19 protein-coding genes and 4 pseudogenes are annotated in these 24,818 nt (G+C 44.9%); 16 read left to right on the top strand and 7 right to left on the bottom strand.

The window, feature by feature from the left end:
* Window positions 1-59 precede the first annotated feature (59 nt).
* Window positions 60-1,487: an IS1634 family transposase gene (locus tag ACYUBO_RS08600; protein WP_460371534.1), complete on the top strand. Its 1,428-nt coding sequence runs from the start codon at window positions 60-62 to the stop codon at window positions 1,485-1,487.
* A 114-nt stretch (window positions 1,488-1,601) separates the two neighbouring features.
* On the opposite strand, the gene ACYUBO_RS08605 is transcribed toward ACYUBO_RS08600, so the two are convergent.
* Window positions 1,602-1,829, bottom strand: coding sequence for a hypothetical protein (locus ACYUBO_RS08605; RefSeq protein ID WP_460373628.1), 228 nt, complete (start codon window positions 1,827-1,829; stop codon window positions 1,602-1,604).
* A gap of 263 nt (window positions 1,830-2,092) precedes the next feature.
* Window positions 2,093-4,726: an oligosaccharyl transferase, archaeosortase A system-associated gene (locus tag ACYUBO_RS08610; RefSeq protein WP_460373630.1), complete on the bottom strand. Its 2,634-nt coding sequence runs from the start codon at window positions 4,724-4,726 to the stop codon at window positions 2,093-2,095.
* A gap of 329 nt (window positions 4,727-5,055) precedes the next feature.
* On the opposite strand from ACYUBO_RS08610, the pseudogene ACYUBO_RS08615 reads away from it, so the two are divergent.
* Window positions 5,056-5,667 (top strand): annotated as a pseudogene (locus tag ACYUBO_RS08615) (transposase); the annotation flags it as partial.
* A gap of 35 nt (window positions 5,668-5,702) precedes the next feature.
* Here the strand turns inward: ACYUBO_RS08615 and ACYUBO_RS08620 are convergent.
* Entirely contained in the window at window positions 5,703-6,230 is a 528-nt protein-coding gene (locus tag ACYUBO_RS08620) for a transposase (protein ID WP_460373632.1), read from the bottom strand.
* 64 nt (window positions 6,231-6,294) lie between these two features.
* Between ACYUBO_RS08620 and ACYUBO_RS08625 the strand changes: the two genes are divergently transcribed.
* Window positions 6,295-7,722, top strand: a complete 1,428-nt coding sequence (locus ACYUBO_RS08625) for an IS1634 family transposase (RefSeq protein WP_460371534.1) — start codon at window positions 6,295-6,297, stop codon at window positions 7,720-7,722.
* Window positions 7,723-7,822: 100 nt separating this feature from the next.
* Here the strand turns inward: ACYUBO_RS08625 and ACYUBO_RS08630 are convergent, their stop codons facing one another.
* The gene (locus ACYUBO_RS08630) at window positions 7,823-8,572 is read right to left on the bottom strand and encodes an IS110 family RNA-guided transposase (protein WP_460373634.1); all 750 of its coding nucleotides are present in this window, start codon (window positions 8,570-8,572) and stop codon (window positions 7,823-7,825) included.
* Window positions 8,573-8,787: 215 nt separating this feature from the next.
* Between ACYUBO_RS08630 and ACYUBO_RS08635 the strand changes: the two are divergent.
* Window positions 8,788-9,129 (top strand): annotated as a pseudogene (locus ACYUBO_RS08635) (IS1634 family transposase); the annotation flags it as partial.
* A 16-nt stretch (window positions 9,130-9,145) separates the two neighbouring features.
* Here the strand turns inward: ACYUBO_RS08635 and ACYUBO_RS08640 are convergent.
* A complete protein-coding gene (locus tag ACYUBO_RS08640; protein ID WP_460373636.1) occupies window positions 9,146-9,397 on the bottom strand; it encodes a hypothetical protein in 252 nt (83 codons plus the stop codon).
* A gap of 95 nt (window positions 9,398-9,492) precedes the next feature.
* On the opposite strand from ACYUBO_RS08640, the pseudogene ACYUBO_RS08645 reads away from it, so the two are divergent.
* The 12 genes and pseudogenes from ACYUBO_RS08645 to ACYUBO_RS08700 all read left to right on the top strand — a co-directional run bounded on the left by ACYUBO_RS08645 (window position 9,493) and on the right by ACYUBO_RS08700 (window position 21,718).
* A pseudogene (locus ACYUBO_RS08645) lies at window positions 9,493-10,673 on the top strand (IS256 family transposase).
* Between the two features lie 251 nt (window positions 10,674-10,924).
* On the top strand, window positions 10,925-11,230 hold the full coding sequence (locus ACYUBO_RS08650; protein ID WP_460373637.1) for a hypothetical protein: 306 nt from the start codon (window positions 10,925-10,927) through the stop codon (window positions 11,228-11,230).
* A gap of 574 nt (window positions 11,231-11,804) precedes the next feature.
* Window positions 11,805-12,902 (top strand): transposase, encoded by a 1,098-nt coding sequence (locus tag ACYUBO_RS08655; RefSeq protein ID WP_460371484.1) that lies wholly within the window; start codon window positions 11,805-11,807, stop codon window positions 12,900-12,902.
* 321 nt (window positions 12,903-13,223) lie between these two features.
* The gene (locus ACYUBO_RS08660) at window positions 13,224-15,050 is read left to right on the top strand and encodes an ABC transporter ATP-binding protein (RefSeq protein ID WP_460373639.1); all 1,827 of its coding nucleotides are present in this window, start codon (window positions 13,224-13,226) and stop codon (window positions 15,048-15,050) included.
* Window positions 15,047-15,226, top strand: coding sequence for a hypothetical protein (locus tag ACYUBO_RS08665; protein WP_460373641.1), 180 nt, complete (start codon window positions 15,047-15,049; stop codon window positions 15,224-15,226). The genes ACYUBO_RS08660 and ACYUBO_RS08665 overlap by 4 nt, the downstream gene beginning before the upstream one ends.
* Window positions 15,223-16,005, top strand: a complete 783-nt coding sequence (rfbF, locus tag ACYUBO_RS08670) for a glucose-1-phosphate cytidylyltransferase (protein ID WP_460373643.1) — start codon at window positions 15,223-15,225, stop codon at window positions 16,003-16,005. Before ACYUBO_RS08665 ends, rfbF begins: the two co-directional genes overlap by 4 nt.
* Window positions 16,006-16,007: 2 nt before the next feature.
* Window positions 16,008-17,096 carry a CDP-glucose 4,6-dehydratase gene (rfbG, locus tag ACYUBO_RS08675; RefSeq protein WP_460373645.1) on the top strand — a complete coding sequence of 363 codons (1,089 nt, stop codon included), beginning with the start codon at window positions 16,008-16,010 and terminating at the stop codon, window positions 17,094-17,096.
* A gap of 2 nt (window positions 17,097-17,098) precedes the next feature.
* Entirely contained in the window at window positions 17,099-17,650 is a 552-nt protein-coding gene (locus ACYUBO_RS08680; RefSeq protein WP_460373647.1) for a dTDP-4-dehydrorhamnose 3,5-epimerase family protein, read from the top strand.
* Window positions 17,647-18,879, top strand: a complete 1,233-nt coding sequence (locus ACYUBO_RS08685; protein ID WP_460373649.1) for a methyltransferase domain-containing protein — start codon at window positions 17,647-17,649, stop codon at window positions 18,877-18,879. Before ACYUBO_RS08680 ends, ACYUBO_RS08685 begins: the two co-directional genes overlap by 4 nt.
* Window positions 18,876-19,721, top strand: a complete 846-nt coding sequence (locus tag ACYUBO_RS08690; protein WP_460373651.1) for an NAD-dependent epimerase/dehydratase family protein — start codon at window positions 18,876-18,878, stop codon at window positions 19,719-19,721. The genes ACYUBO_RS08685 and ACYUBO_RS08690 overlap by 4 nt, the downstream gene beginning before the upstream one ends.
* A 114-nt stretch (window positions 19,722-19,835) precedes the next feature.
* On the top strand, window positions 19,836-20,492 hold the full coding sequence (locus ACYUBO_RS08695; protein ID WP_460373667.1) for a cephalosporin hydroxylase family protein: 657 nt from the start codon (window positions 19,836-19,838) through the stop codon (window positions 20,490-20,492).
* A complete protein-coding gene (locus ACYUBO_RS08700) occupies window positions 20,492-21,718 on the top strand; it encodes a TIGR00180 family glycosyltransferase (protein ID WP_460373653.1) in 1,227 nt (408 codons plus the stop codon). The genes ACYUBO_RS08695 and ACYUBO_RS08700 overlap by 1 nt, the downstream gene beginning before the upstream one ends.
* A gap of 282 nt (window positions 21,719-22,000) precedes the next feature.
* Here ACYUBO_RS08700 and ACYUBO_RS08705 read toward each other — a convergent pair whose 3' ends face one another.
* Together ACYUBO_RS08705 and ACYUBO_RS08710 are read right to left on the bottom strand one after the other, a co-directional pair.
* Window positions 22,001-23,641: an IS1634 family transposase gene (locus tag ACYUBO_RS08705; protein WP_460373655.1), complete on the bottom strand. Its 1,641-nt coding sequence runs from the start codon at window positions 23,639-23,641 to the stop codon at window positions 22,001-22,003.
* 99 nt (window positions 23,642-23,740) lie between these two features.
* A pseudogene (locus ACYUBO_RS08710) lies at window positions 23,741-24,712 on the bottom strand (IS1634 family transposase); the annotation flags it as partial.
* Window positions 24,713-24,818 lie beyond the last annotated feature (106 nt).

The raw sequence follows: 24,818 nt of genomic DNA on the forward strand, positions 1-24,818 counted from the left end.
CCCAACTTTGCCATTAACAAGAAATAAGTCAGTTCTTAGTGATGTTTGTATCGACAAAAATGCAAACAAAACTAAGAACTAATCAGATTGAACCGAATGAGAATATATCCTTTCCTATCGGCACGCTTCTCCTCATTGAAAGGCTGTATGAAACCCTGAATTTCCCCTCTGTTTTCGGGAAACACAAAACGAGAGGTCTCGACATCAATAATTTGCTTCAAGCTCTTGTCAGCTACAAAATGACGGATAACTTCAGCATAAAGCGGTCTCACGAATGGATCAACCGTCCTGAAGTGCTTACCGAATTCTCTCTCCCTCCATTCAGCGAAAGAACACTCTACCGTGTCCTTGAAACCCTTGGTGCCAACCGGGAAGAGATCATCTCCGACATCCAGGATATCCTGTTTGAGAGGTATGATTTTGAGCATACTAACATCAACATGGACTGGACCAGCATTGTTCTTCATGGTACTAAGGCGCCGCTTGGAAAGTATGGCTACAGTCGGGATCATCGGCCAGATAAAAAACAGATCACCGTTGGTATCACAGAACTTGCCGACCCAATCAATGTCCCGATTGGGCTGACAATCGAACCCGGCAATCTCAATGATCAGATCCACTTCAAGAAGACCTATCAGCAATCAAGCGGCAGGCTCAGAGAGGATTCTCTGGTAATATTTGACAAAGGAGCGAACAGTGTCGCCAATACCCAGATGATCCGGGCAGATAATATGCAATACATCACCGGAAAGAAGCTCAACAAGAGCGACGACAAGATAATCGCCAGATTTGAGACATATAATCCTCAGATGGTTGATGAGGAGTCAGGAATTCGCGGGATTAAAATTGAGAAGCCAAACAGTACGAACTACCTCTACTTCTCAGAAAAACTGCAGAAAGAGCAGCTGGAATCCAGGGCCAGAAAAGTTGTGCGAGAGATAAAAGAAGCGAAGGCCATTCAGGAAAGTATTGACAAGAATAAGGGTCTTCCAAAGCGATTCCGGATAAACAATCTTCTTGTTGATGTGGATTACTCCATCCAGACAAAGCTGATTGAACTCTCAGAAGATGATGCCGTCAGGCTTCTTGAAGATAAGTTCATCACCGGTAGAGAGGGATTCTTCTGCCTGAAATCGAGTAAGAATTTGACACTTATTGAGGCCCTTCTGACCTATCGAAAAAAGGACTCGATCGAGAAGATATTCAATTCTCTCAAGAACGAGATCGAGATCAAACCATTGCGTGTATGGACTGATAACAGCATTTACGGTGCGCTAATCATTGGGTTTATTGCACAGTTGTTTATCTCTTTGATCCGATTTGAGATCCCAGAACTAAAGCATACGTCAACGAAATTCATCAAAAAGGCGCTAACGAATTTGACAGTTACGGTTGATTCCTGGAGGAGGAAGACAAAAAGGTTCATTCACTCCAATTTTGATGCCATCAACACGCTGATTTTATGGCATAATTGGACGGTTACATGATTTTTTGATTGGAAAATCGTCAACTGTCAAATACAGTTTCCCGATGAAATTCTGGGAAAGTGAGATCACTGTAGTGGATGCTCCCATTGGGCGGCTGAACCTAAAGTGGCAAACTTAGGTTATAATGAGAGATTTTGCGAGATTGCCCGGGGATACCCGCCACTGTTTCTCATCCCAGGTAACAACAGAATTGATGAATGGGACAAATCCCAACCGGTCTAAGGATGTGGCGACAATGAGTGCAAGAAGCGGGGTTTGTTCAACATCCCTCTGTTCAGCCGATTCAATATCCTGAATAAATTTTTTGAAAAGGGTGTTCTTTTTGGTCTTCCTTCGGGCCATACTGGCATTATATTTGTTTGTACATATAATTGTACTTTACGATTGTGGAATATAATTAAATGGTACTTTTACTGAGGGATCGCAAAGTGAGATGACAAAGAAACAACCGCTCATTCTTGAGGCACTTGAGATCATGTGACTACGTTTTCCGGGAGTTCAGGATATAAAGATCTTACTATTTGATCCGACAGAATCTATTTGAAACTTGACATTGTAGAGTTATTCGATGAGAGAAAAAACGGGGATTGTTGAAAGACACACCTTCAGATCCAAAGCCCTTCCATTACCGCCTGGTACGACACCACGATCTCCTGCCCCGTCTCAACAATTCGGTAAGGTCCTGTTGCCACAACCACATCATCCGTCCCGGCCTCAGTCGGATATGGTACCACAAAGAACCCGTCCCGGCTCTCCTGTCGGTAGGTGAATTTCCTGGCGGTGTTTGTCTTGATCGGCACTTCGATCGTGCCCTCACCCTGCACGGTTGCACCAGGAACGAACTCAAATATCTTCACATATCGAATATCGCCGCCACCGCTCAGGACATTTGTGGGTGATTCATAGACGAGCCGGAACCGCTGGAGCGCATCAAGCTCAGTTGAAGAAGCGAACATCTCTGGGGTGAGGATCTCCGCAATGTGATTCGCAGGTGCTGTCTTCTCAAACTCGGCAATAAGTGCCCGCGCCTTATCGACCGATTTTACCTCCCCAACACTAGTAATCACAGGTGTTGATGTCCCGCTAAGACCAAGTGAAGATGACGGTGCAGACTGCACAACCAGTATCTCTTTTGGAGTAACTGCTGATCCATCAAAGACATGCAACCGCTGGATCATCGTCTGGAAATAACTCTCTCGCTGGAGTTTTACTTGGGAATACGCTCCCTCTGACTCCCGGTAGAGCATTGTCTTCTGGAAGTTATCAGTTGAATTGACCGGATCAAACCATGTCGCCATTGCCCAGAATTTGCCGGTTGTCATCTCGATGTCGGTGATCACATACCGGATACCAAGCTCTTCAAGCTGGGCAGATGCTAGATCCCCATCTGTTTCCATGAAAAAATGGGCGGAAGTTGTCGCTCCACGCTGGAATGGATTTGCATGAGGTATCCGCTTTGAGACAAAAGTGATCCAGTGACCATAATCCCACCAAGAGAGGATGCCATATGCCTCAAGGGGGTACTTATACACACCACGCATCTGAGGTGTGTTGAAAATCTGATAATAGTCAACACCTGGATCGGGAGAGTTCTCACCAAGCCAGGTGAGCGCAGCATTCCAATCACTGTTTATCCCGCCACTAACTTGTGATCCAAGCGCAATATTCGCAGACAAGCCGGACCATCCAAAGAGGAGTGCAAAAGCAACCGTGACCAAGAGAAGACCGGATTGAACAGCACTTGGGCCTTCGACTTTTAATACTTTCTTCTGTGTTTTCTTCTGCTTCTTCCCTTTCCCCCCCATATCTTCAGGTACTTTTGGGAGCTCCTCAAGTGGTACAGGGTGCTCTTTAGGTGTCAGGAACTTCTCAATACTGGTGAATCTGAGGAGATCACGCCCCCAAAACTGCATTGCACTGCCAACAGCAATCGCAGCCAGCAAGGCAATATTCGCTGCACAATAGTATTCGAACCGAATCATGCGAGTCGTCGCAAGGAAGATCACGGCGAACCAAATAAGGGTGAAAAGTGCCGGTGCGTCATTCTTTTTCCATATCCGATAAAGTAAAAAGAAGGAACCTCCGGCGACCAGAATCCAACCCCAATTAAAAACCGAAACCGCATTTGCAAACTGCCAAGGCATCGCCTCCTGAATAGTAAGAGTTACATTAACCGTACCGAAAGTTGCGATAAATGTACCGATATACCCCCAAACAATATTTGGGAATGCAAGAAGACCAATAACAAGAGAACCAATTGATACACCGGCAAGTGCTCCGAGATAATAGTGCCAAGGGCGATCCCAAAGACACCTCGACACACCATAGAGGAGAAGCGTGCCGATGATGAGAAGCCCATATACTATGATATCCCCCAGAGTGTAGTTCCCGACACCAAACCCGGTCTGCTTCAGCCCAAAGGGAATAATCCCAAGAATGACCACAAGGAATGTGACACAGTTCGTCAGAACGAGATAATCTGACTGATGCTGTCGTGCATGATCCATGATCATCTGCACAGGTGTATAGATGGCAACGATGAAACCAAACATCACCATCGTTGTCATAGTGTAGAAACCAAGGAGAAACGCGAAACCCGCAAGAGCTGGATACAGCAAAAACGGGTTTTTCAGGCTGTCCAGATCAGTAAGGCTTACCCCGCTCTCCTTCAGCTTCAGAAGTGCAATAATAAAACACAAACAGAAGAGTGTGGAGAACATTGTTTCCGCTATATGATGATCCACAAACCCATACAACGACCGGTACGCATATTGCCCGGAAACGATTGCGATAAAACCAGCAGAAACAAGCCCCGTCTTCCAGTCCACAAGCTTTGCGCCAAGCCCGTACATCACCGGCACCATCGCAACTGCCATAAGTGGCGGAAGGAATGAGGCAACGTACATGATCTCCGGGCGGGTTGATGCTCCCGCAAGAATCACGAGAACAACCGCAAGCAAGCGGAAGAGCGGACCCCAGTAAATCGCTTCCCCAAACGGGAAGTGCGTCATCGGATCAAACCAAGAGTACGCTGGAAAGTCAAGTGCCATCTGTTCAATCTGGCGAAGGTTGTACCAGGGGTCATTTCCGAGGAGATTGACCCAGTTCTCTGAAACGATCCGGGGAATCGGGAGTGTCCTTAGCCAGAATGTAAGATATGAAAAAGCAAGTAAACAGACGCCGATGAAAGAGTATCGAAGTCCATTTTTTTTTAGTAAAGTATTCAGATCCTTTGGCATCAGATTATTCTATGTATTTGATCATAATATAGTGGATCATTCATCCTCTTTGAGCCCATCAAAACAACACTCCTCCTAATTTGATGGGCAGAAATTTTGAGTCATTTGTTCCGTCAGATCTCCCTATCGAGCACTGAATATATCGTCCGGTTGCTCAACATCCCTGCCCTCGTCTTGAACAACGATACGGTTCCACTGCCAGACAACCCAAAAACCCATTGAAAAGACAAAGCTATCGCTCCCCCTACCCCCAATCAAAAGGGGATTTTTCACCTTTGAATACGGGAATCAGCTCTCAGAATAACGTACTCAGGTGTGTTGGGTTCTTCACCCCGGTTCTGATCTTTGGCTCCGGCGATGAGCTTGGAGAGAAGGGTTACAATTCTAAGAAGGCGAACCAGAAACAGATCAATCTCTGTATTCTCGTCTCAAAATGGGATAAAGTGCCGGTTTCATTCTTTGTGCTGCCGGGCAATTTCAACTCAATGTCATCGGTAAAGGAACTCCTGGTACAGCTGCTGGATCTCTCCTATGGGCCGGGTACGCTGATCTGGGACCGGGGAAATACCTCGGAAGAGTCTGTCCGGGATATTGAGGCGCTTGGCTGGAACCTGATCTGTGGCGTGAAGAAAGGATCAAACCTGGCACAAACTCTCCTTCTGCAAACTGATGTTCCAACAAAGGTTACCAACCGGGTGAGATCAACCGGCACCAGTTCATTGTATGCAACCAGGGCAAAAGGAACACTCTTTGGCAGGGAGGATGCCGGAGTTGTGTATGTCAACCATGCGAAGAGGATGGAGTCAATTGATTCAAGAAATGCGATGTTGGCTGAGCTGGATGCTGAATTGCAGGCTTTTAACGAGAATCTTAAAGGTCGAGCGAAGGAGGAGGTTGAAGAGAGTATTGCAGGTATTCTTGGGCAGTATGCTGACTTTTATATGAAAATCACCTCCTACGAAAGGTAAGGTGGCCCCTATTCCACCCCCTTTCCTGGGATACGCTGTAATCCCGGATTATAAACATTATACCCTGCATTCAACAGAACCATTACCGCATCATCGATTGAAATATCCGGTAATTTCGACTTCTGAGGGAGGATAACCTTCTTCTTCAGCTCGGGATCTTTGTACTTCTCTTTCACTGTCAGCAAATGCCACAAGATACAGAGGATCTTGCGTGCCAGAGCAACAATTGCTTTATTTCTCCCTCTTCGAAAAGCAACTCGCCTGAAGAATCTGGAGAGAACAGTGTTCTTGGTTCGACTTGCAGTCTGAGCAACCTGAACAAGGATCCATCGAAGGTGTTTTGACCCCCGCTTTGTTATTCTTCCCGTTACCAGATGATCTGCCGACTGATAGACTGAAGGTGTCAATCCCACCCAGGAAGCAAGTCGATCTCCCGAGTCAAAGTCTCTGACATCACCCACTTCAGCAAGAATGGTTGTTGCAGCTGTCATGCCAATTCCTGGAACAGAGAGACAAATCCCAATCGAATCATGCATCTCATCCCAACTTTGCCATTAACAAGAAATAAGTCAGTTCTTAGTGATGTTTGTATCGACAAAAATGCAAACAAAACTAAGAACTAATCAGATTGAACCGAATGAGAATATATCCTTTCCTATCGGCACGCTTCTCCTCATTGAAAGGCTGTATGAAACCCTGAATTTCCCCTCTGTTTTCGGGAAACACAAAACGAGAGGTCTCGACATCAATAATTTGCTTCAAGCTCTTGTCAGCTACAAAATGACGGATAACTTCAGCATAAAGCGGTCTCACGAATGGATCAACCGTCCTGAAGTGCTTACCGAATTCTCTCTCCCTCCATTCAGCGAAAGAACACTCTACCGTGTCCTTGAAACCCTTGGTGCCAACCGGGAAGAGATCATCTCCGACATCCAGGATATCCTGTTTGAGAGGTATGATTTTGAGCATACTAACATCAACATGGACTGGACCAGCATTGTTCTTCATGGTACTAAGGCGCCGCTTGGAAAGTATGGCTACAGTCGGGATCATCGGCCAGATAAAAAACAGATCACCGTTGGTATCACAGAACTTGCCGACCCAATCAATGTCCCGATTGGGCTGACAATCGAACCCGGCAATCTCAATGATCAGATCCACTTCAAGAAGACCTATCAGCAATCAAGCGGCAGGCTCAGAGAGGATTCTCTGGTAATATTTGACAAAGGAGCGAACAGTGTCGCCAATACCCAGATGATCCGGGCAGATAATATGCAATACATCACCGGAAAGAAGCTCAACAAGAGCGACGACAAGATAATCGCCAGATTTGAGACATATAATCCTCAGATGGTTGATGAGGAGTCAGGAATTCGCGGGATTAAAATTGAGAAGCCAAACAGTACGAACTACCTCTACTTCTCAGAAAAACTGCAGAAAGAGCAGCTGGAATCCAGGGCCAGAAAAGTTGTGCGAGAGATAAAAGAAGCGAAGGCCATTCAGGAAAGTATTGACAAGAATAAGGGTCTTCCAAAGCGATTCCGGATAAACAATCTTCTTGTTGATGTGGATTACTCCATCCAGACAAAGCTGATTGAACTCTCAGAAGATGATGCCGTCAGGCTTCTTGAAGATAAGTTCATCACCGGTAGAGAGGGATTCTTCTGCCTGAAATCGAGTAAGAATTTGACACTTATTGAGGCCCTTCTGACCTATCGAAAAAAGGACTCGATCGAGAAGATATTCAATTCTCTCAAGAACGAGATCGAGATCAAACCATTGCGTGTATGGACTGATAACAGCATTTACGGTGCGCTAATCATTGGGTTTATTGCACAGTTGTTTATCTCTTTGATCCGATTTGAGATCCCAGAACTAAAGCATACGTCAACGAAATTCATCAAAAAGGCGCTAACGAATTTGACAGTTACGGTTGATTCCTGGAGGAGGAAGACAAAAAGGTTCATTCACTCCAATTTTGATGCCATCAACACGCTGATTTTATGGCATAATTGGACGGTTACATGATTTTTTGATTGGAAAATCGTCAACTGTCAAATACAGTTTCCCGATGAAATTCTGGGAAAGTGAGATCACTGTAGTGGATGCTCCCATTGGGCGGCTGAACCTAAAGTGGCAAACTTAGGATATAATCAGTAAGAGCTGCCACAATGAGTCCATTGATTGTGTCAATCTTCTCTTCAATCTCGTTGAGAAGCTGAAGTTGTGTTTTGAGGAGATGAATTTGTATTGGGGAGAGCGAGGTGTGCATGATCACTTTGATCTCATCCATTTTCCGCCGGATGATGGGTGATGGAATTGCCTGAAGAAGCTTATTCAACTCTCTTTGTTGAGCTAATCCTTCAAGCAGATGTCGACCTGACTTGCCGAAGATGTCTTTCATGACAGACTTCAATCTCATCCCGGCACTATCCAATATATTGTGGATTCGGTTCTTAATAGTTGTTCGAGACTTGACAAGAGTTTCCCGTTTTCGTGTCAGATCACGAAATTCCCGTTGATTACGGGGAAATATCCGGGATGGTTTGATCAACCCATTCAAAGCAAGTTGAGCGATCCATTCAGAATCGCGCACATCAGTTTTCCTTCCAGGTATGCTCTTCATCTGGTTTGCATTGCCAACAATAATCGGGATTTCGTTCTCAAGAGTAAAATAGAGCAAGTACCAGTAGACCCCGGTTGACTCTAATGCAACAAGCTCACACTCTTCACTCAGGAGAAGATCTTTTAAGTCAAGAATATCATCATGAGTATTGTGGATGCGATGCTGCGAACTCTCTCCTGTTAGAGATAGGATACATACCTGGAGGAAGTCTTTGTGGACATCAATTCCACACACCTTTGTTCTTTGTTTCATAATTCCTCCAAAAAGAGGGGTAGATCCAAAGAGCTTCGGGAGCACTTTTATATCCGCACTCGTGATGCATGTATGCCTCCGTATAGGTGGAATGGCTAGTTTTTTTCACGGGATCAAAGTCCCAAAAAGTTAACAGCCTTCTCTACCCCAAAGTAAGATGGGCCACCAATTATTTTAATCTTGTATGCCTGTTGCCCTTATGGGAATCATGAGTGTTTTTTACAGTTGATGTTCTTCAGAACGGGAAACGGTGTGCGATTTCATGGGATTATAACGAGGCAGCGATTGACAGGGCGGCTGATCTGGATGGGAAATACCTCATGTATTCGACTGATACCTCTCTGATAGCGACAGAGGTGGTGAACGAGTATATGGAGAAGGTTTTTGTCGAGAAGATATTCAGGACGCTGAAGACGCATCTGAAGATTGCTCCTGTCCGTCACTAGAAGAACCACCGGATTCGGGCGATCTTCTTTGTGAACATGATGGCACTGTGGCTCCAGAAGGTGTATGATTATCAGTTGAATCTGGTTCCAAAGAAGAAGAGGGATTATGGATCCCAAAACTATTCTCTCACTTAGGGAATAAATCCAGTTTCAGCTTCATCTCAATTTCTCGCACCTTCTTCGGCACCTCAGTGATCTGGTCAAACCCATCATAGGAGATCCGCATCACCTTGGAAAAGATCAGGAGAAGATCTTTTGGAGAATACTCGGATGTCAATTCGGCCCTCTTAATAACTGCCTGAAGCTTGCAATAGAGATATAGGCAGAGAAAACCGACAAACAGGTGTCCACAGACCACACTCCGATCACCAAGATACAACACATCTGCCTGCACTTCATGATAGTATCCGTAATACCCTGTAAATTTAATTAAGGCTCTGTACCAAGTTAGAATTGCAAAAGAGGAACAGAGCCATGGATCTATACGATTTAGCAGAAGATTATCTTTCCGATCCACAGGGTGCAATGCAGACCCTGCTGACCACCTTTATGAACATGGTTATGCGCTGTGAGGCTGAGAACAAGCCGGAGCAGGGTATTATGAGCGTTCTGAACACCGCACCGCCACACGGAACGGGTATTCAGAACGAGGTTTAAAAACACGATACGGCGACATATGGCTTCAAAAACCTGAGTTTCGTGAGAAGCCATTCCAGACAATTATCTTTGAGCGATACTCACGAGTTGAACGCGCTCTTATTCTTGCAATCACCGAGTCGTATATCAACGGTGTCTCGACCCGAAAGATCAATGAAACGATGAAACACTTCGGGATCACCAACATCTGTCCGGATACCATCTCCAGGATGGCCAAGGAACTTGACGGTGTTGTACAAGAATTCAGAAATCGCCCGATAGAACAGCCATTTCCATATTTAATCGTTGATGCAACGTATCTCAAGGTCCGTCGCGGTACCCGTGTTGTATCTCAGGCTCTTCTCATCACAGCCGGGATCCGGGAGGATGGGTTCCGTGAGATACTCAGTATCGACCTGATGGACAGCGAAGGTGAAGCCTTCTGGTACGACCATTTTGAGATGCTCAAGGAGCGTGGTCTCCACGGAGTACAACTTCTCATCTCTGATGGACACACAGGGATTCAGAATGCAGTTCAACGAGCTTTTCTCGGTTCTAGCTGGCAGATGTGTCATGTCCATATGCACAGGATCATCAAATCCAAGGGGATCAGGAGGTGCGATATAAAAGTCGTTGTTGAGATTGTCAGAAATGGAATTCAGGGAGATTTCCAGGAACTCCAGAACGCCATACAACAGTTGGAAGATATGGGATACAAGAGTGCTGCGGCAAGTCTTGAACGGTTCTCTACGGACCTCCTCAACTACCAGGCGTTTCCTGAAGAGCACTGGAAACGTCTCAGGACAACGAACATGTTGGAACGGGTGAATCTTGAGATTAAGAGGAGATCACGAAGTATTGGGGCGTTTCCGAACGGCGATTCAGCGATGCGTCTTATAGGTTCGATCCTGATTGATATCAATGAAGACTGGCTCTGTGGCAAACGATACCTGACGATACCGCCTCATGTTGATGAGATGACCGTATCGCCCAGAGAGTGTCCTGCAGCTGTTCAATAACTCTGTCTATGAACTGCTGTTGAATCCCCGTGGAAATGGAATGACGGGTGACTGGTGCCCTGTGGCTGCATGTGGTCGGGGGTGGGTGAGCCCACCCCCTTGTCGTGAGGATAGCCCGCTGTACTGGAAGAGAATTTGCGACAGCCAATTGTTGCACATAATGTTTAATATAGAAGAGATCGAATTGGTGTTAGGTACAGGTCCTGCCTAATTTATAGAGAGATACTGACATAACCAAACGGATCGATACCATGATGACGATCCTGTATATTTCGTATCTTGTGATGGGGATTCGGCAGATGATTGCACGGATGAATATCAGGAACCTGCCGGAACCACCCCGGATCTACATCGATAATCAACCACTGAAATCTCCAACCGCGGCGTTTCTGATACAGTCACTTGGCTCATTTGATATTCTCACTGAAGATGGAAACCGCCAGATTACGGGTATTAATGAACGGAACAAGTATCGTCTGGCGATCCTGCTCTATCTTATTGGTATGGGATCGGTGGCAGGGGATCAGTTTGGATCGGCGAAGTGCAAATCGGCGTAGTGCTTCCTGACACCTCCTGATCGCTATCTGGAAACTTGGTGAACCTTGGCAGCGAGCAGCATCGATATTCTGCAGGATTGAGAGGAGGGAAGAGTGACCTGGATGGTGGGAGCGATGTTCTCTCTTACAAGAGGAGGGGTGAATAGGGGATCTAATGTCGGATCCATCGGCTCATTTCTCTCTTAAATGGTGCTAATTCAGCTCTTTTGCCTCAAGGGGTGCGGATTGTGAATTGTCTGACAGTGGAACCGTATCGCTGTTCAAGACGAGGGCAGGGGTGTTGAGCAGCCGGACGATATATTCAGTGCTCGATAGGGAGATCTGATTAAACAAACGACACCGAATTTCATCCCATCAAATGAGGAGGAGTATTGTTTTGATGGTCTCGGAGTGAGCCCATCAAACCACCGATCTGACTTATAAAACCTCCCCATTTTTCCGTCATTCTGCGCTCCTCTGAAAAATCCCATCAATTTATACGTTATTTCCCTCATTTTTCCTGGTCCTCTCACCTTTTTTGCGCCCCTAAGAGGGGTTTTCAGTCAGGTTTATATACTCAGCGTACGACTGGCTCATGGACTCCAGCATTGAGTTCTCGGAAAAAGCAGGTCGAATTAAAGAGATTGAACAGGGAACCTCTATCTCAGAATTCCTGAGTTCATCGCATCTGCACACAATTGCACAGACCATTGAACGAGAATACTACCCCACAGGAAGCACCAGATTCCGTTATCCGGTTCATCTCCTGCTGAAACTCCTTATCATCAAGTGTTTCAGGAAACAATCCTATGCCCGGACAATTCTTCTCCTGACAGACGAGGATTGTTTTCATCTTGGGGCAGAGTTGGGCGAAGATGGGTACATCATACCCAATTCAGCAACACTCCACTACTTCGTGAAATACCGTCTCGGAGTCAAGGGGATGAAACGGCTCATGCACCTTGTCGGCGAGGCAATCCTTCTCTGGGCACAGAATGAGATGGTAGGTATCATTGATTCAACTCCGATTGAAGCTTCCCGGTACGACAAATATGCTCCGTTTCATCCGCACTACTCGGTGAAGATGGATAAAGCGCATATCTTCCATCTGGGACCATACCCTCTTGCAATGGTCTATTCGTATGGAACCGATGCTGATCCATCTCATCTTCTACCTCTTCTTAAACGGGTGAAGACATTGAATCCACGGCTCATCAATGTGCTGCTTGATGCAGGATATGACTCATTTGAAGCACATGCTCAGGTTTGGTATCATCTGAATGCCCGACCCTGTATCGATATCCGGGAAGGAGCAGTTCTCCAGAATGAAGGAAATGTTGAGAGAATCAGACACTGGGTCAACAAGCTCTGGAGAGCAGGGGGAGATATCCACGCTCCCCTGGCTCAACAGTTGAGATTCCTCTTCCAGAACGGAAGAGTGGAACAGGTCGGGATGCATTTCCGAAACAAGAATCTTCTCGACCCTGAATTCTCAGCAATCATGCGAAGCCGTGGTGAGTGTGAACGGGTACATGCCCGGATGAAGGCATCAGTTACCTTTCACCTCAGGAGGATTCAGCATGAAAGCCGGGAACTCTATATAATCCTCAACTTTGTTGTTTATCAAATGCTCCTCCTGACGGGGTTGCGTGCCGGGGTGAAGAACCCGACACACCTGAGTACGTTATTCTGAGGACTGATTCCTGCAGTCAGAAGAGGCAAACCCCTTGGTGAGAGGGGAATAAAGAGAGCGATAGCTTTGTCTTTTCAATGGGTTTTTGGGTAATCTGGCAGTGGAACCGTATCGCTGTTCAAGACAAGGGCAGGGATATTGAGCAGTTGAGTGATATATTCAGGGCCCATTATGGAGATCTGACGGAACAAATGACCCAGAATTTCATCCCATCAAATCAGGAGGGGTGTTGTTTTGATGGGCTCGGAGTTAATGTGACATTGTAGAGATAACTAGATACGTCTGTCCGTCAAAAACTGAAGAACCAATGGAGGATCATACGTGTCAGTCATCAGAAACGCAGTTCAAATTCTCTACTATCTCTTCAGCCCATTTAAGATGATGCTTGCACTGTATCTTCTCGCGGTCATCGTACTGGCGGGACTGGAAGTATTCCGGATCTCGCTTGTTTACCCGATCATAAATTACGGGCTTGATGTTGAGAATCAACATCGGTTGCTTGACACGTTCTTTGATTTGATACTGCCGGCATCGGTCCATCCATTCCTCGCCTCGGCACTGTTGCTGCTTTTAACAAATGCATTCATTGCCGGTTACTATGGGATTGTTGCCTACTCAGGAGCATATGTCTTTGCAACGGTCCGTGATTCGCTTGACCAACGGATCTTCTATCGCCTGATAGGCAATGATTACAGCTACTTTTCGGCAAAGAAACAGGGTGATCTCCTCTATATCGGACAGGGGGCAGTGACAGAGGGTGGAAGTGCCGCTAACAGTTTCATGGAATTCATCAAGAACTCTTTAATGGCATTACTATACTTTCTTTTTATCGTGTACCTTTCCTTCTGGCTTGCATTGGCTCTTGTGGTATTCGGGGTGATCTATGCATATCTTATCAGGCGGCAGCTCTTCACTCGTGTCTACCGAAACAGTTCAATATTGAATAGTGCACTTATGCAGAAATCCGTTATATATCAGGAGTTCATCTCTGGGATCAAGACTATTTTTATCACTGGATCACATCCCTTCTGGGCAGAAAAATATAATGCTGCCGTGGTGAAGCTGAAGCAGGCATACACCTTTGTCCATGCTCTTGGTCAACTCCCATCAATTATCAATGATTTCCTGATGTTCTCGTTGATTGCGATTGGTGCGCTTGCACTCTATATCTTAACAGGAGGGGATTTTCTCTCTTATATTGGGCTATTTGGGACATTTATGCTTGCAATGTACCGCTTGGTCCCAACAGCAAGTGCCGCGCAGAGCAATCTCACTTCAATGGTCCAGAATCTCCCAGCGCTTGAGCTTATATACACCGAGCTGAGCCGCGAAGTAAGTGAGCGTGAAACGAAGAAGGAACAGGGTGGCAGATTTCCTCTCATTTTTAATCGATCAATTGCGTTTGAAGGGGTAACATTTCGGTACCAGGATGCGGCCGGGGATACAATTCAAGATCTCTCGTTTACAATTCAAAAGAATACCTCAGTTGCTATCGTCGGGGACTCTGGATCCGGCAAGACGACGATTGCCAACCTCCTCGCTCTTCTTTACTCTCCAGGTTCTGGCAGGATTGTGATAGATGGGGTGGATATCAACGAGTTTGATCAGGTCAGTTATCTCCGGTCAGTCGGGTATATCGGTCAGGAGACCTTCATCTACAATGATTCGATCAGGGAGAATATCCGTTTTGGTCTCGACAGTACGGATGACGAGATCACCGAGGCGGCTAGGCGTGCTGATGCCCATGACTTCATCTTGCGAACCGATCATGGCTATGACACCATCCTAGGCGACCGGGGGATGAAACTCTCCGGGGGGCAACGGCAGCGGGTGGCAATTGCCCGGATAATTCTTCGGAATCCTGAGATCCTGCTGCTGGATGAGGCGACGAGTTCACTTGATAATATCTCCGAGAAGCGGATCATCGAGTCGGTGAAGCGGCTTTCTGAGAATATGACGGTGATCACGATCGCCCACCGGCTGTCGACAATCCAGGATGCGCATGTAATACATGTTCTAAAGGCAGGGAGAATTGTGGAAAGCGGGAGTCATAAGGAATTGTTGGAGCGGCAGGGGGAGTATTATCGGTTGTATCTGGGGCAAGAGGAGAAGGAGGGTCAGGATGTGTGTGAGGGTAGTAAGGAGTGATCGGAGAGGATTGTGGAGAGCATGGGTATGAGGAGTTGCTGGAGATGAAGGGAAAGTACTGGGAGTTGTATGAGAGTGGAATGAGAATAAAGGAGATGGATGGCATAGCGGAAAAAGGACGGCTCTTTAAAGAGTGGATGAGAACATACAATGTACTACTGAGTGAATCCTCATGAAAACCCTTATCCTCGCGGGTGGATTTGGCACACGGCTTGCCGAAGAAACACAAACAATTCCAAAGCCAATGCTTGAGGTTGGTGGGCGCCCGATCCTCTGGCACATCATGAAGCTGTATTCACACTATGGCTTCAACGAGTTTGTGATACTCCTTGGGTATAAGGGGTATATCATAAAAGAATTTTTTGCAAACTATTTCCTGCATCAGAGTGATGTGACCATCGATCTATCAACAAATTCTATCAGGGTTCACACTAACAATTCCGAACCGTGGGTCGTAACGCTGGTTGACACCGGCCTGAACACCATGACGGGAGGGCGCATCCTCAGAGCACGTGATTATGTTGGCGATGAGCCATTTATGCTGACATATGGTGATGGCGTTGCAAACGTGGATATTCAAAAACTTATCGAATGCCACCAATCACATGGTCATATGGCAACAGTAACCTCAGTGCAGCCTGAAGGGCGATTTGGATCTATATCTTCTGATGAAACGGGTCGGATCGAAAAATTTATTGAAAAGCCTCCTGGTGATGGCACATGGATTAATGCCGGTTTTTTTGTCTGTGAGCCAGGAGTGTTCGATTATCTAAAGAGTGGAGATAACACCATATTTGAGCGTGAGCCGCTAGAAAAATTAAGCTATGATGGAGAGTTATATACATACAGGCATACGGACTTCTGGAAGTGCATGGATACACAAAGGGATATGCAGCAACTGAACCAGTTATGGAATGAAGGGCAGGCCCGATGGAAAGTATGGGATGAGAGATAAATATGAAATCACCATTTTCACAGTACCGAAACTCGAGAGTAATTGTTACCGGTCATACCGGCTTTAAGGGATCGTGGCTCTCTTTATGGCTTTCAAAGCTAGGTGCTGAGGTATATGGGTACTCGCTATCTCCGGATACCACACCAAATAATTATTCGGTCTCTTCAGTAAGTAATCTTCTTTCCGGGGAAACAACCGCTGATATTTTAGATGTGGGTTCATTAAAAACCGCTATCAGGCAAGCTGATCCTGATTTCGTTTTTCACCTTGCGGCTCAACCCTTGGTGAGGTTGAGCTATGAGCATCCAATCAGTACGTTTCAGACCAATGTCATCGGCTCCCTGAATGTTCTTAATGCTCTCCGCGAACGTGAACAACCATGTTCTGTTGTCATGGTGACCAGTGATAAGTGTTATGAGAATTCCAGCCAGACATGGGGATATCGTGAGTGCGATCCTCTTGGAGGGCATGATCCCTATAGTGCAAGCAAGGCCGCTGCGGAAATTGCGATCTCTTCATACCGGCGTTCTTTCTTCCCTAAGGAACGTATGGATGATCATAGAGTGCATGTTGCCACAGTGCGTGCAGGCAATGTTATCGGTGGAGGTGACTGGGCAGCAGATAGGATCATCCCGGATGCGGTGCGGGCTTTATCTGAAGGAAAGGCAGTTCATGTTCGTAATCCTCATGCAGTCCGGCCCTGGCAGCATGTGCTCGAGCCATTATCCGGCTACCTGACACTAGCAGCCAGGATGACTGAGACGAAGGAGCCGGGTCTGTCATCTGCGTGGAACTTCGGCCCGCTCAGTAATGATGAATGTCCGGTCTCGGAACTGATGGATATCTTCTGTAAGGAATGGGGTTCTGGAGCATCATGGACGCATTTTCACCAGAATCACGCGCCTCATGAGGCTTCGGTGTTACGATTAGCAATTGATAAGGCAATCCACCAGTTACAATGGAGGCCGAGGTGGGATCTCCATGAGGCGGTAAGGCGGACGGCTGGGTGGTATAAGGCGTATTATCAGGGAGATGTGGAATCCATGCAAGAGGTATGCTTAGCGGATATTGATGCCTATATGGAAGTTTAATCATGATAATTGAAAAAATCCCCTTGGATGGTGCGGCAGTAATAGATTCTGAACCCTTTATCGACCATCGAGGAGCTTTTGCCCGTTTTTTTTGCGAAGATGAGCTTGCTGAAATCATCGGGAATAGACATATTGTGAATGTAAATTTCTCCAGAACTGATCAGAAAGGGGCAATCCGGGGTCTTCACTTTCAGTACCCACCGAAAGCGGAGATGAAGCTTATACGCTGTATTCGTGGTGCTGTATATGATGTCATAGTCGACATCCGAAGAGACTCGCCCACCTTTCTTCAATGGTTTGGCATCGAACTAACTGGAGATATTATGAAGATGCTTTGCGTTCCGGAAGGATTTGCACATGGATTCCAGGTGTTGGAAGAATCCTCGGAGATGCTTTATTTACATACTGAGTTTTATTCCAGAGATCATGAGGGTGGGTTGCGGTATTCAGATTCTGCACTTGGCATTGAGTGGCCGCTTGAGCCAAATGACATATCTGAGAGGGATAGAGTTCATCTATTAATATCTGAGGGTTTTCAGGGAGTGGTTATATGAAATGTCGTAATTGTGGTGAGGGTCTTAGCCTGGTAGTCTGTGATCTCGTCAGCGCTCCAATGTCTAATTCCTATCTCTCGGCTGCTGAACTCGATGTCTCGGAAATTTACTATCCTCTCTGTGTATATGTCTGTACCAACTGCTGGCTAATGCAGACCGAGGACTATCAAAAATCACATGAAATATTTGGAGAAGAATATAGGTATTATAGTTCATATTCCTCTCTCTGGCTTAAGCATGCTGAAGAATACGTTAATAAAATTGTACCTTTACTCGGTCTGACTACCAGCTCAAAAGTCATGGAGATTGCCTCTAATGATGGCTATCTCCTCCAGTATTTTAAAAGCCTTAAAATTCCCTTTTTTGGCATAGATCCTGCGAAAGGACCTGCAAAAGAAGCAGAGGTGAAAGGTATTGAGACAATAACTGATTTTTTTAATGCATATTCTGCAAAAGAATTAGCTCGCAATAGAGGGCAACAGGATCTGATAATCGGGAATAATGTCCTTGCTCATGTCCCTGATATTAATAATTTCGTGGCAGGTCTTGCCATTATATTATCCCCACACGGTACTGTCACCATGGAGTTCCCCCATCTTATGGAAATCATCCGCGATACGCAGTTTGATACCATCTACCATGAGCATTATTTCTATCTTTCATTGGCAACAGTCAAGTCGATCTTTATGAAACATGGCTTGAGAATCTATGATGTTGAAAAACTCAATACTCATGGAGGCTCATTGAGAATCTATGCGTGCCATACAGAAGATGCGTCCCACCCCACTGAACAATCTGTTGATCTGATTATCAAAGAAGAGCAGGCAGCAGGTCTTTTTGATGAAACGACATATCTTGCATTTCAAGGTAAGATCGATCAAATTCGGGATAGCTTTTTGCAGTTCTTGATAGAAAAAAGGACAGAAGGCAAACGAGTTGTGGGATATGGTGCAGCAGCAAAGGGTAATACGCTGCTGAATTATTGCGGAGTAAAGGGAACGAGTCTTATCGAATATGTAGCAGATGCCTCACCATATAAGCAGGGCTTTTATCTTCCAGGATCAAGAATTCCAATTGTTGATTCGCAAAGAATATTTAATGATAAACCGGATTATGTCATAATCTTTCCATGGAATTTAAAGACAGAGATTATGAAACAGCTTGCAGGCATTCGTGAGTGGGGGGGGAAGTTTGTTCTAGCGATTCCATCTTTGAAGGCGCTTCCATGAGAGTTCTTGTAACTGGTGCAACTGGTTTCATTGGTCAACACGTTGTGCGTCAGCTAATTGAAAATGGGCATACTGTTACTGCGGTTGGCCGTGATATAGAGAAAGCAAAGCGTATGGATTGGTATAATTCGGTCTCATTTATCGCTTGTGATATTCACCAATCTGATTTAGATCCAATTGAAACATTCGGACTATCTGACGCGGTGATCCACCTTGCATGGTCCGGATTACCTCATTATAATGAATTGTATCACTTTGAAAAGAATCTGCCTGCAGATTGTACATTTTTAAAAAATCTGGTATTAAATGGGTATAAACAGATTCTTGTAACTGGGACGTGCTTTGAATATGGTATGAAAAATGGTTGTTTATCTGAAGATTTAGATGCCCGACCTGAAAATCCATATGCGCTTGCAAAAGATAGTTTACGAAGATATCTACAAGCTCTCCAACAACAAGAACCATTTATTTTACAATGGGCACGTCTTTTTTACATGTTTGGAGAAGGACAGAACCCAAAGAGTATATTGGCCCAACTCGATCAGGCATTAGATAATGGAGATGAAGTTTTTAACATGTCCGGTGGGGAACAATTGCGTGATTATCTCTCTGTTCAGGATGTGGCAAAAAAGCTCGTTAAATTGCTTAAAAATCCCAGATGTGAAGGTATTACAAATATATGTAGCGGCAACCCCATATCTATTCGATGTTTAGTAGAAAGACGTATCAAATCAAGAAGAAGGTTAATTCAACTAAATCTAGGATACTATCCGTATCATCAATATGAACCCATGGCTTTTTGGGGGTCAGATGAAAAGTTTAAATTATATATTAAAGATTAACATATTTGGGCTTTGATATTTATGAGAGATATAAATAATTTTTCTGAAGAAGTGTTGAATCGTATTGAGGCTAATAGTCAGAATGAGGTTTTAAAACAAATCGCCACGAATTTTATATGTGCATCAACCTTACCAAAATATTCATACAACTTCTCCTGGCTGGGTCGCCCTATCATCCAATATCCTCAGGACATTGTCGCCATGCAGGAGATCATCTGGCAGGTGAAACCCGATCTGATCATAGAAACGGGAATCGCCCATGGGGGCTCTCTTATCTTCTCGGCATCTATGCTGGAGTTAAACGCGCTCTGTGGTGGTCCTGCGGATGCGGAGGTGCTCGGACTCGACATTGAGATACGTCCACATAACCGCAAGGCAATTGAAGAGCATCCATTGTCCCGCCGTATCACCATGATCGAGGGAGACAGCACTGAGGAAGATGTGATTGCACAGGTGCATCAGAAGGCGAGGGAACACCGGACCATTCTCGTCTGCCTGGATTCAAACCATACTCATGAGCATGTGTTGAAGGAGCTTCGCGCGTATGCTCCGTTAACCAGCGTTGGGAGCTATTGTGTTGTCTTTGATACGCTCATTGAAGATATGCCGGAGGGCTCATTTCCGGATCGTCCCTGGGGTAAGGGAAATAATCCAAAGACCGCGGTGTGGGAATATTTGAAGGATCATGATGAGTTTGAGATTGATGAGATGATTGAGAATAAGTTGTTGATTACGGTTGCTCCGGGTGGGTATTTGAAGAGGAAATATTGATGGAAAATAAAATATTAACGGAGTTTGAAAATATTTTTTGTAATGATATCTCAAAGGCAAAGGATATAACATTTATAGTATTAACATATAATCGTCCATATTATTTACAGCGTCTACTTCAACATTATGATCAAATCGGTGTACATCTATCATTTATTATAGCAGATTCAAGTTCTGATAATAATAAAGAAAAGAACATTAATATTTGTAATTCCTGCCGCACTATTAAGGTACAATATTTGCCGTATGAATCAAATATTTTTTTTTATAAGCTTGTTGGTGCGGTAAAAAAAGTATCAACACCATATGTAAAGCTTTGTGCAGATGATGATTTTTTTTTGCTGGGGGGGACCATAAAAGCAATTACCTTTTTATCATCTCACAAAGAGTATTTTGTTGCTTGTGGTCCTAGCACTGGTTTTAATTATGATGAAAACCAAAAAATTATCCGTTTTTCAAGTACAAAAGGATACCTATCTTTTGATGATAATACACCTCACAAAAGAGTCTTAGATTTTTTCTTAAGTCCGACAAGTACTTATTATGGTGTGCATGATACCCAATTCCTTCGAAAGATATTTAAATATATGCTTGAAAGCGGTTTTATTGTTGAGCCTGGAACTAATTATGGTTCATTTTTCGAATATTACTATTATACTCTTGTTTTATTATATTCAAAGATATATATTATGCCAAACATAATGAATATCAATGATAGTTCCTCTGAATCACAGTGGGATGTAAATCGTGGTAGTGAATCAATAAAAAATAAAATATCTGGCTCCTTAATTATATTTAATCCCATAACCCTCCTAAAAGATTATCTTCATGTTAACTATATGACGTGGAAATCATTCAATCGACTAAAAAGTAATCTTCCTGATCATATCTGTGCAAATACAAATGTTTCAAAAGAGGAGAGTATAAAAATTGGTGCAGATTTAGTCGAGCGTCTGATGCGCCACAAAGGTATTCGTAACCCAATCCAATTGTTAATCAATTGCCTTCGCATATGTTTTATTTATACTTTCTATAACGATCGCAAAGAAATCTTGATTAAACAAATTCGAGATAAATTAACAGGCAATGTAATTTATACAAATTATGAACTCTTTAAAGAAAACCTAGATTATAGTGAGTTAATGGAGCTACAGTTAATCGAGAAAACAATTCTATTTTCACAATCCTCAACCCTTAAACCCAACTTTGCCATTAACAAGAAATAAGTGTGTTCTTAGTGATGTTTGATCGACCAAAATGCAAACAAAACTAAGAACTAATCAGATAGAGCCGAATGAGAATATATCCTTTCCTATCGGCACCCTTTTCCTCGTTGAAAGGCTGTATGAAACCCTGAATTTCTCCTCTATTTTCGGGAAACACAAGACAAGAGGTATCGACATCAATAATTTGCTTCAAGCTCTTATCAGCTACAACCTAAGTTTGCCACTTTGGCTTCATTCACCGGTCACAGCATCCACTACCGTGATCTAACCCATATTCGGCAGCTAATTTTTCACGCATAATATTTTTCCACCGCCATTGACACCCGGCCCGAACAGCCGCGTTATATCCTGTAATTCATCCGTATAATTGAGAATACGGCATTCAACTCCTGTATCAGTCACTTCTTCGATCTGCCGAACCCGCCTGAACAGATGATAGATCCGTTTTGTCGTCGGTTTGTCGGTCTGCTTCTTGACATCACGAACCGTCTTCTTCTGTTGCTTAAGGATCTCCCGGATCTGCCACTGGGTAACCGTGTATACCATCAGACTGAGTACCATCAGCATCGAGACCGCGGCCACTCGATTTGGGTTTTTAAGGTAGATTTCGGAGATATGGAAGCTGTTATCTTTCAAAAACCGAAATCCGCGTTCAACGGCACCCTGCTCCTTATACCAGTCAAGAAGTGTATCAGGATCCAAATCACAATCGTTTGTGGCGAGAATGAACCGCCCAAGCCGCTCTTTCTCCCGCCGTATCTCTTCATCAATCAACATCAGCTTACACGAGATGAGGAAGACCTCCTGCAACTCTTCTCCATTTTTTGGCCGACCCTTTCTCCCATTCACACGATGGTTCTTCATTGTCACTAGAATGTTTACTGGAACGTAGCGAGGATGTTTTCTCATCCATCGGTCAAGTTCTGCACGTGCGTCTGTTTCACAGGCATATTCATGGGTAAATATCTTCTTCAAAGCGGTCTCATCCGTTTTCCGTTGCTTTTCTATGCGGGATGTGAACTTCTTTTCTGATCGGGTTTGTTGATCCCGTGAATGGTACAGCACCCATTTCTGAGGGATACCGGCATATTCAGAACTGAGTTCATAAGAGTGATACCGCTCATCTGCACAGGGTTGCCAGGTAATCCCCTCCTGGTGAATGAGTGTTTTTGCCTCTTTGATCGTGTTTGGGACATGCGAGATCCAATAACACTGTGTTCCCAGAGTCTGGAGATTTACTTTCGTGTAAAACGCTGAATCTGCGATATGGTAGATCCGTTGATCAGTCACCAGATTATTCCTGACAGCCTGAATTGACCTGATAAGGGATTTCTTATCTGAGGCATTCCCGGAGAGGGGTTCCATGAAGACGGGAATCCCATGCTGGTTGGTGACCATGTTCATAACGAACTGGTTGAGATCGTTTCGGTGATCCTTTGAGTGGCCACGGACGATTTGAATCAGCCGTGTCCCAAAATCGCTGTCATATTCTCCCGTTACCTTAAACGAGCTTGTATCATGATGAAGTCGGGGAGAATCCTGAGGTTTGGGCGGCTCAGAGGTGAGTTTTTTCATCATGGTGAGGCTGATTGCAGTGAAAAGGTGGGTAGGATTAAAACGTGCGATTGCATCCAGCGTCTCACCAAAGAGGGATTCATTGAGATGATCCGGATGGATTCCCGGACCAAGGAGACGTTCTGTTGCGATATCATCGAAGTAATCCGGCATGATATAGAGCCGCCGCTCCACAAAGCCGAGAGAGTTGAGGAGAAGTGCTTTGACAGCGGTGCCATGGGAGACGATATGATGCCGTTTCTTGGGTATGAGTTCGTCAATGAGATCGCCAATCCCAAGCGAGTCATACACACCGGCAACGAGCCCAAGATGGGATATGGTGACATTCGAGCCATCTACAAGAGCCATAGTGGAACAATTGAATATTAAACATGTACTCTCATATAAAACTATGTACGCAAATGTTTGATAGTTTGATTTTTACTGCCGAAGACCGGATACTATCTATTCATGGGTAAATATCTTCTTCAAAGCGGTCTCATCCGTTTTCCGTTGCTTTTCTATGCGGGATGTGAACTTCTTTTCTGATCGGGTTTGTTGATCCCGTGAATGGTACAGCACCCATTTCTGAGGGATACCGGCATATTCAGAACTGAGTTCATAAGAGTGATACCGCTCATCTGCACAGGGTTGCCAGGTAATCCCCTCCTGGTGAATGAGTGTTTTTGCCTCTTTGATCGTGTTTGGGACATGCGAGATCCAATAACACTGTGTTCCCAGAGTCTGGAGATTTACTTTCGTGTAAAACGCTGAATCTGCGATATGGTAGATCCGTTGATCAGTCACCAGATTATTCCTGACAGCCTGAATTGACCTGATAAGGGATTTCTTATCTGAGGCATTCCCGGAGAGGGGTTCCATGAAGACGGGAATCCCATGCTGGTTGGTGACCAGGTTCATGACGAATTGGTTGAGATCGTTTCGGTGATCTTTGGAGTGGCCACGGACAATCTGAATCAGCCGTGTCCCAAAATCGCTGTCATATTCTCCCGTTACCTTAAACGAGCTTGTATCATGATGAAGTCGGGGAGAATCCTGAGGTTTGGGTGGCTCAGAGGTGAGTTTTTTCATCATGGTGAGGCTGATTGCAGTGAAAAGGTGGGTAGGATTAAACCGTGCAATTGCATCCAGCGTCTCACCAAAGAGGGATTCATTGAGATGATCCGGATGGATTCCCGGACCAAGGAGACGTTCTGTTGCGATATCATCGAAGTAATCCGGCATGATATAGAGCCGCCGCTCCACAAAGCCGAGAGAGTTGAGAAGAAGTGCTTTGACAGCGGTGCCGTGGGAGACGATGTGATGCCGTTTCTTGGGTATGAGTTCATCAATGAGATTGCCGATCCCAAGCGAGTCATACACACCGGCAACGAGCCCGAGATGGGATATGGTGACATTCGAGCCATCTACAAGAGCCATAGTGGAACAATTGAATATTAAACATGTACTCTTATATAAAACTATGTACGCAAATGTTTGATAGTTTGATTTTTACTGCCGAAGACCGGGTAGAAAGTCCTAAATC

It is taken from the genome of Methanocalculus sp. MC3 (assembly GCF_054767395.1).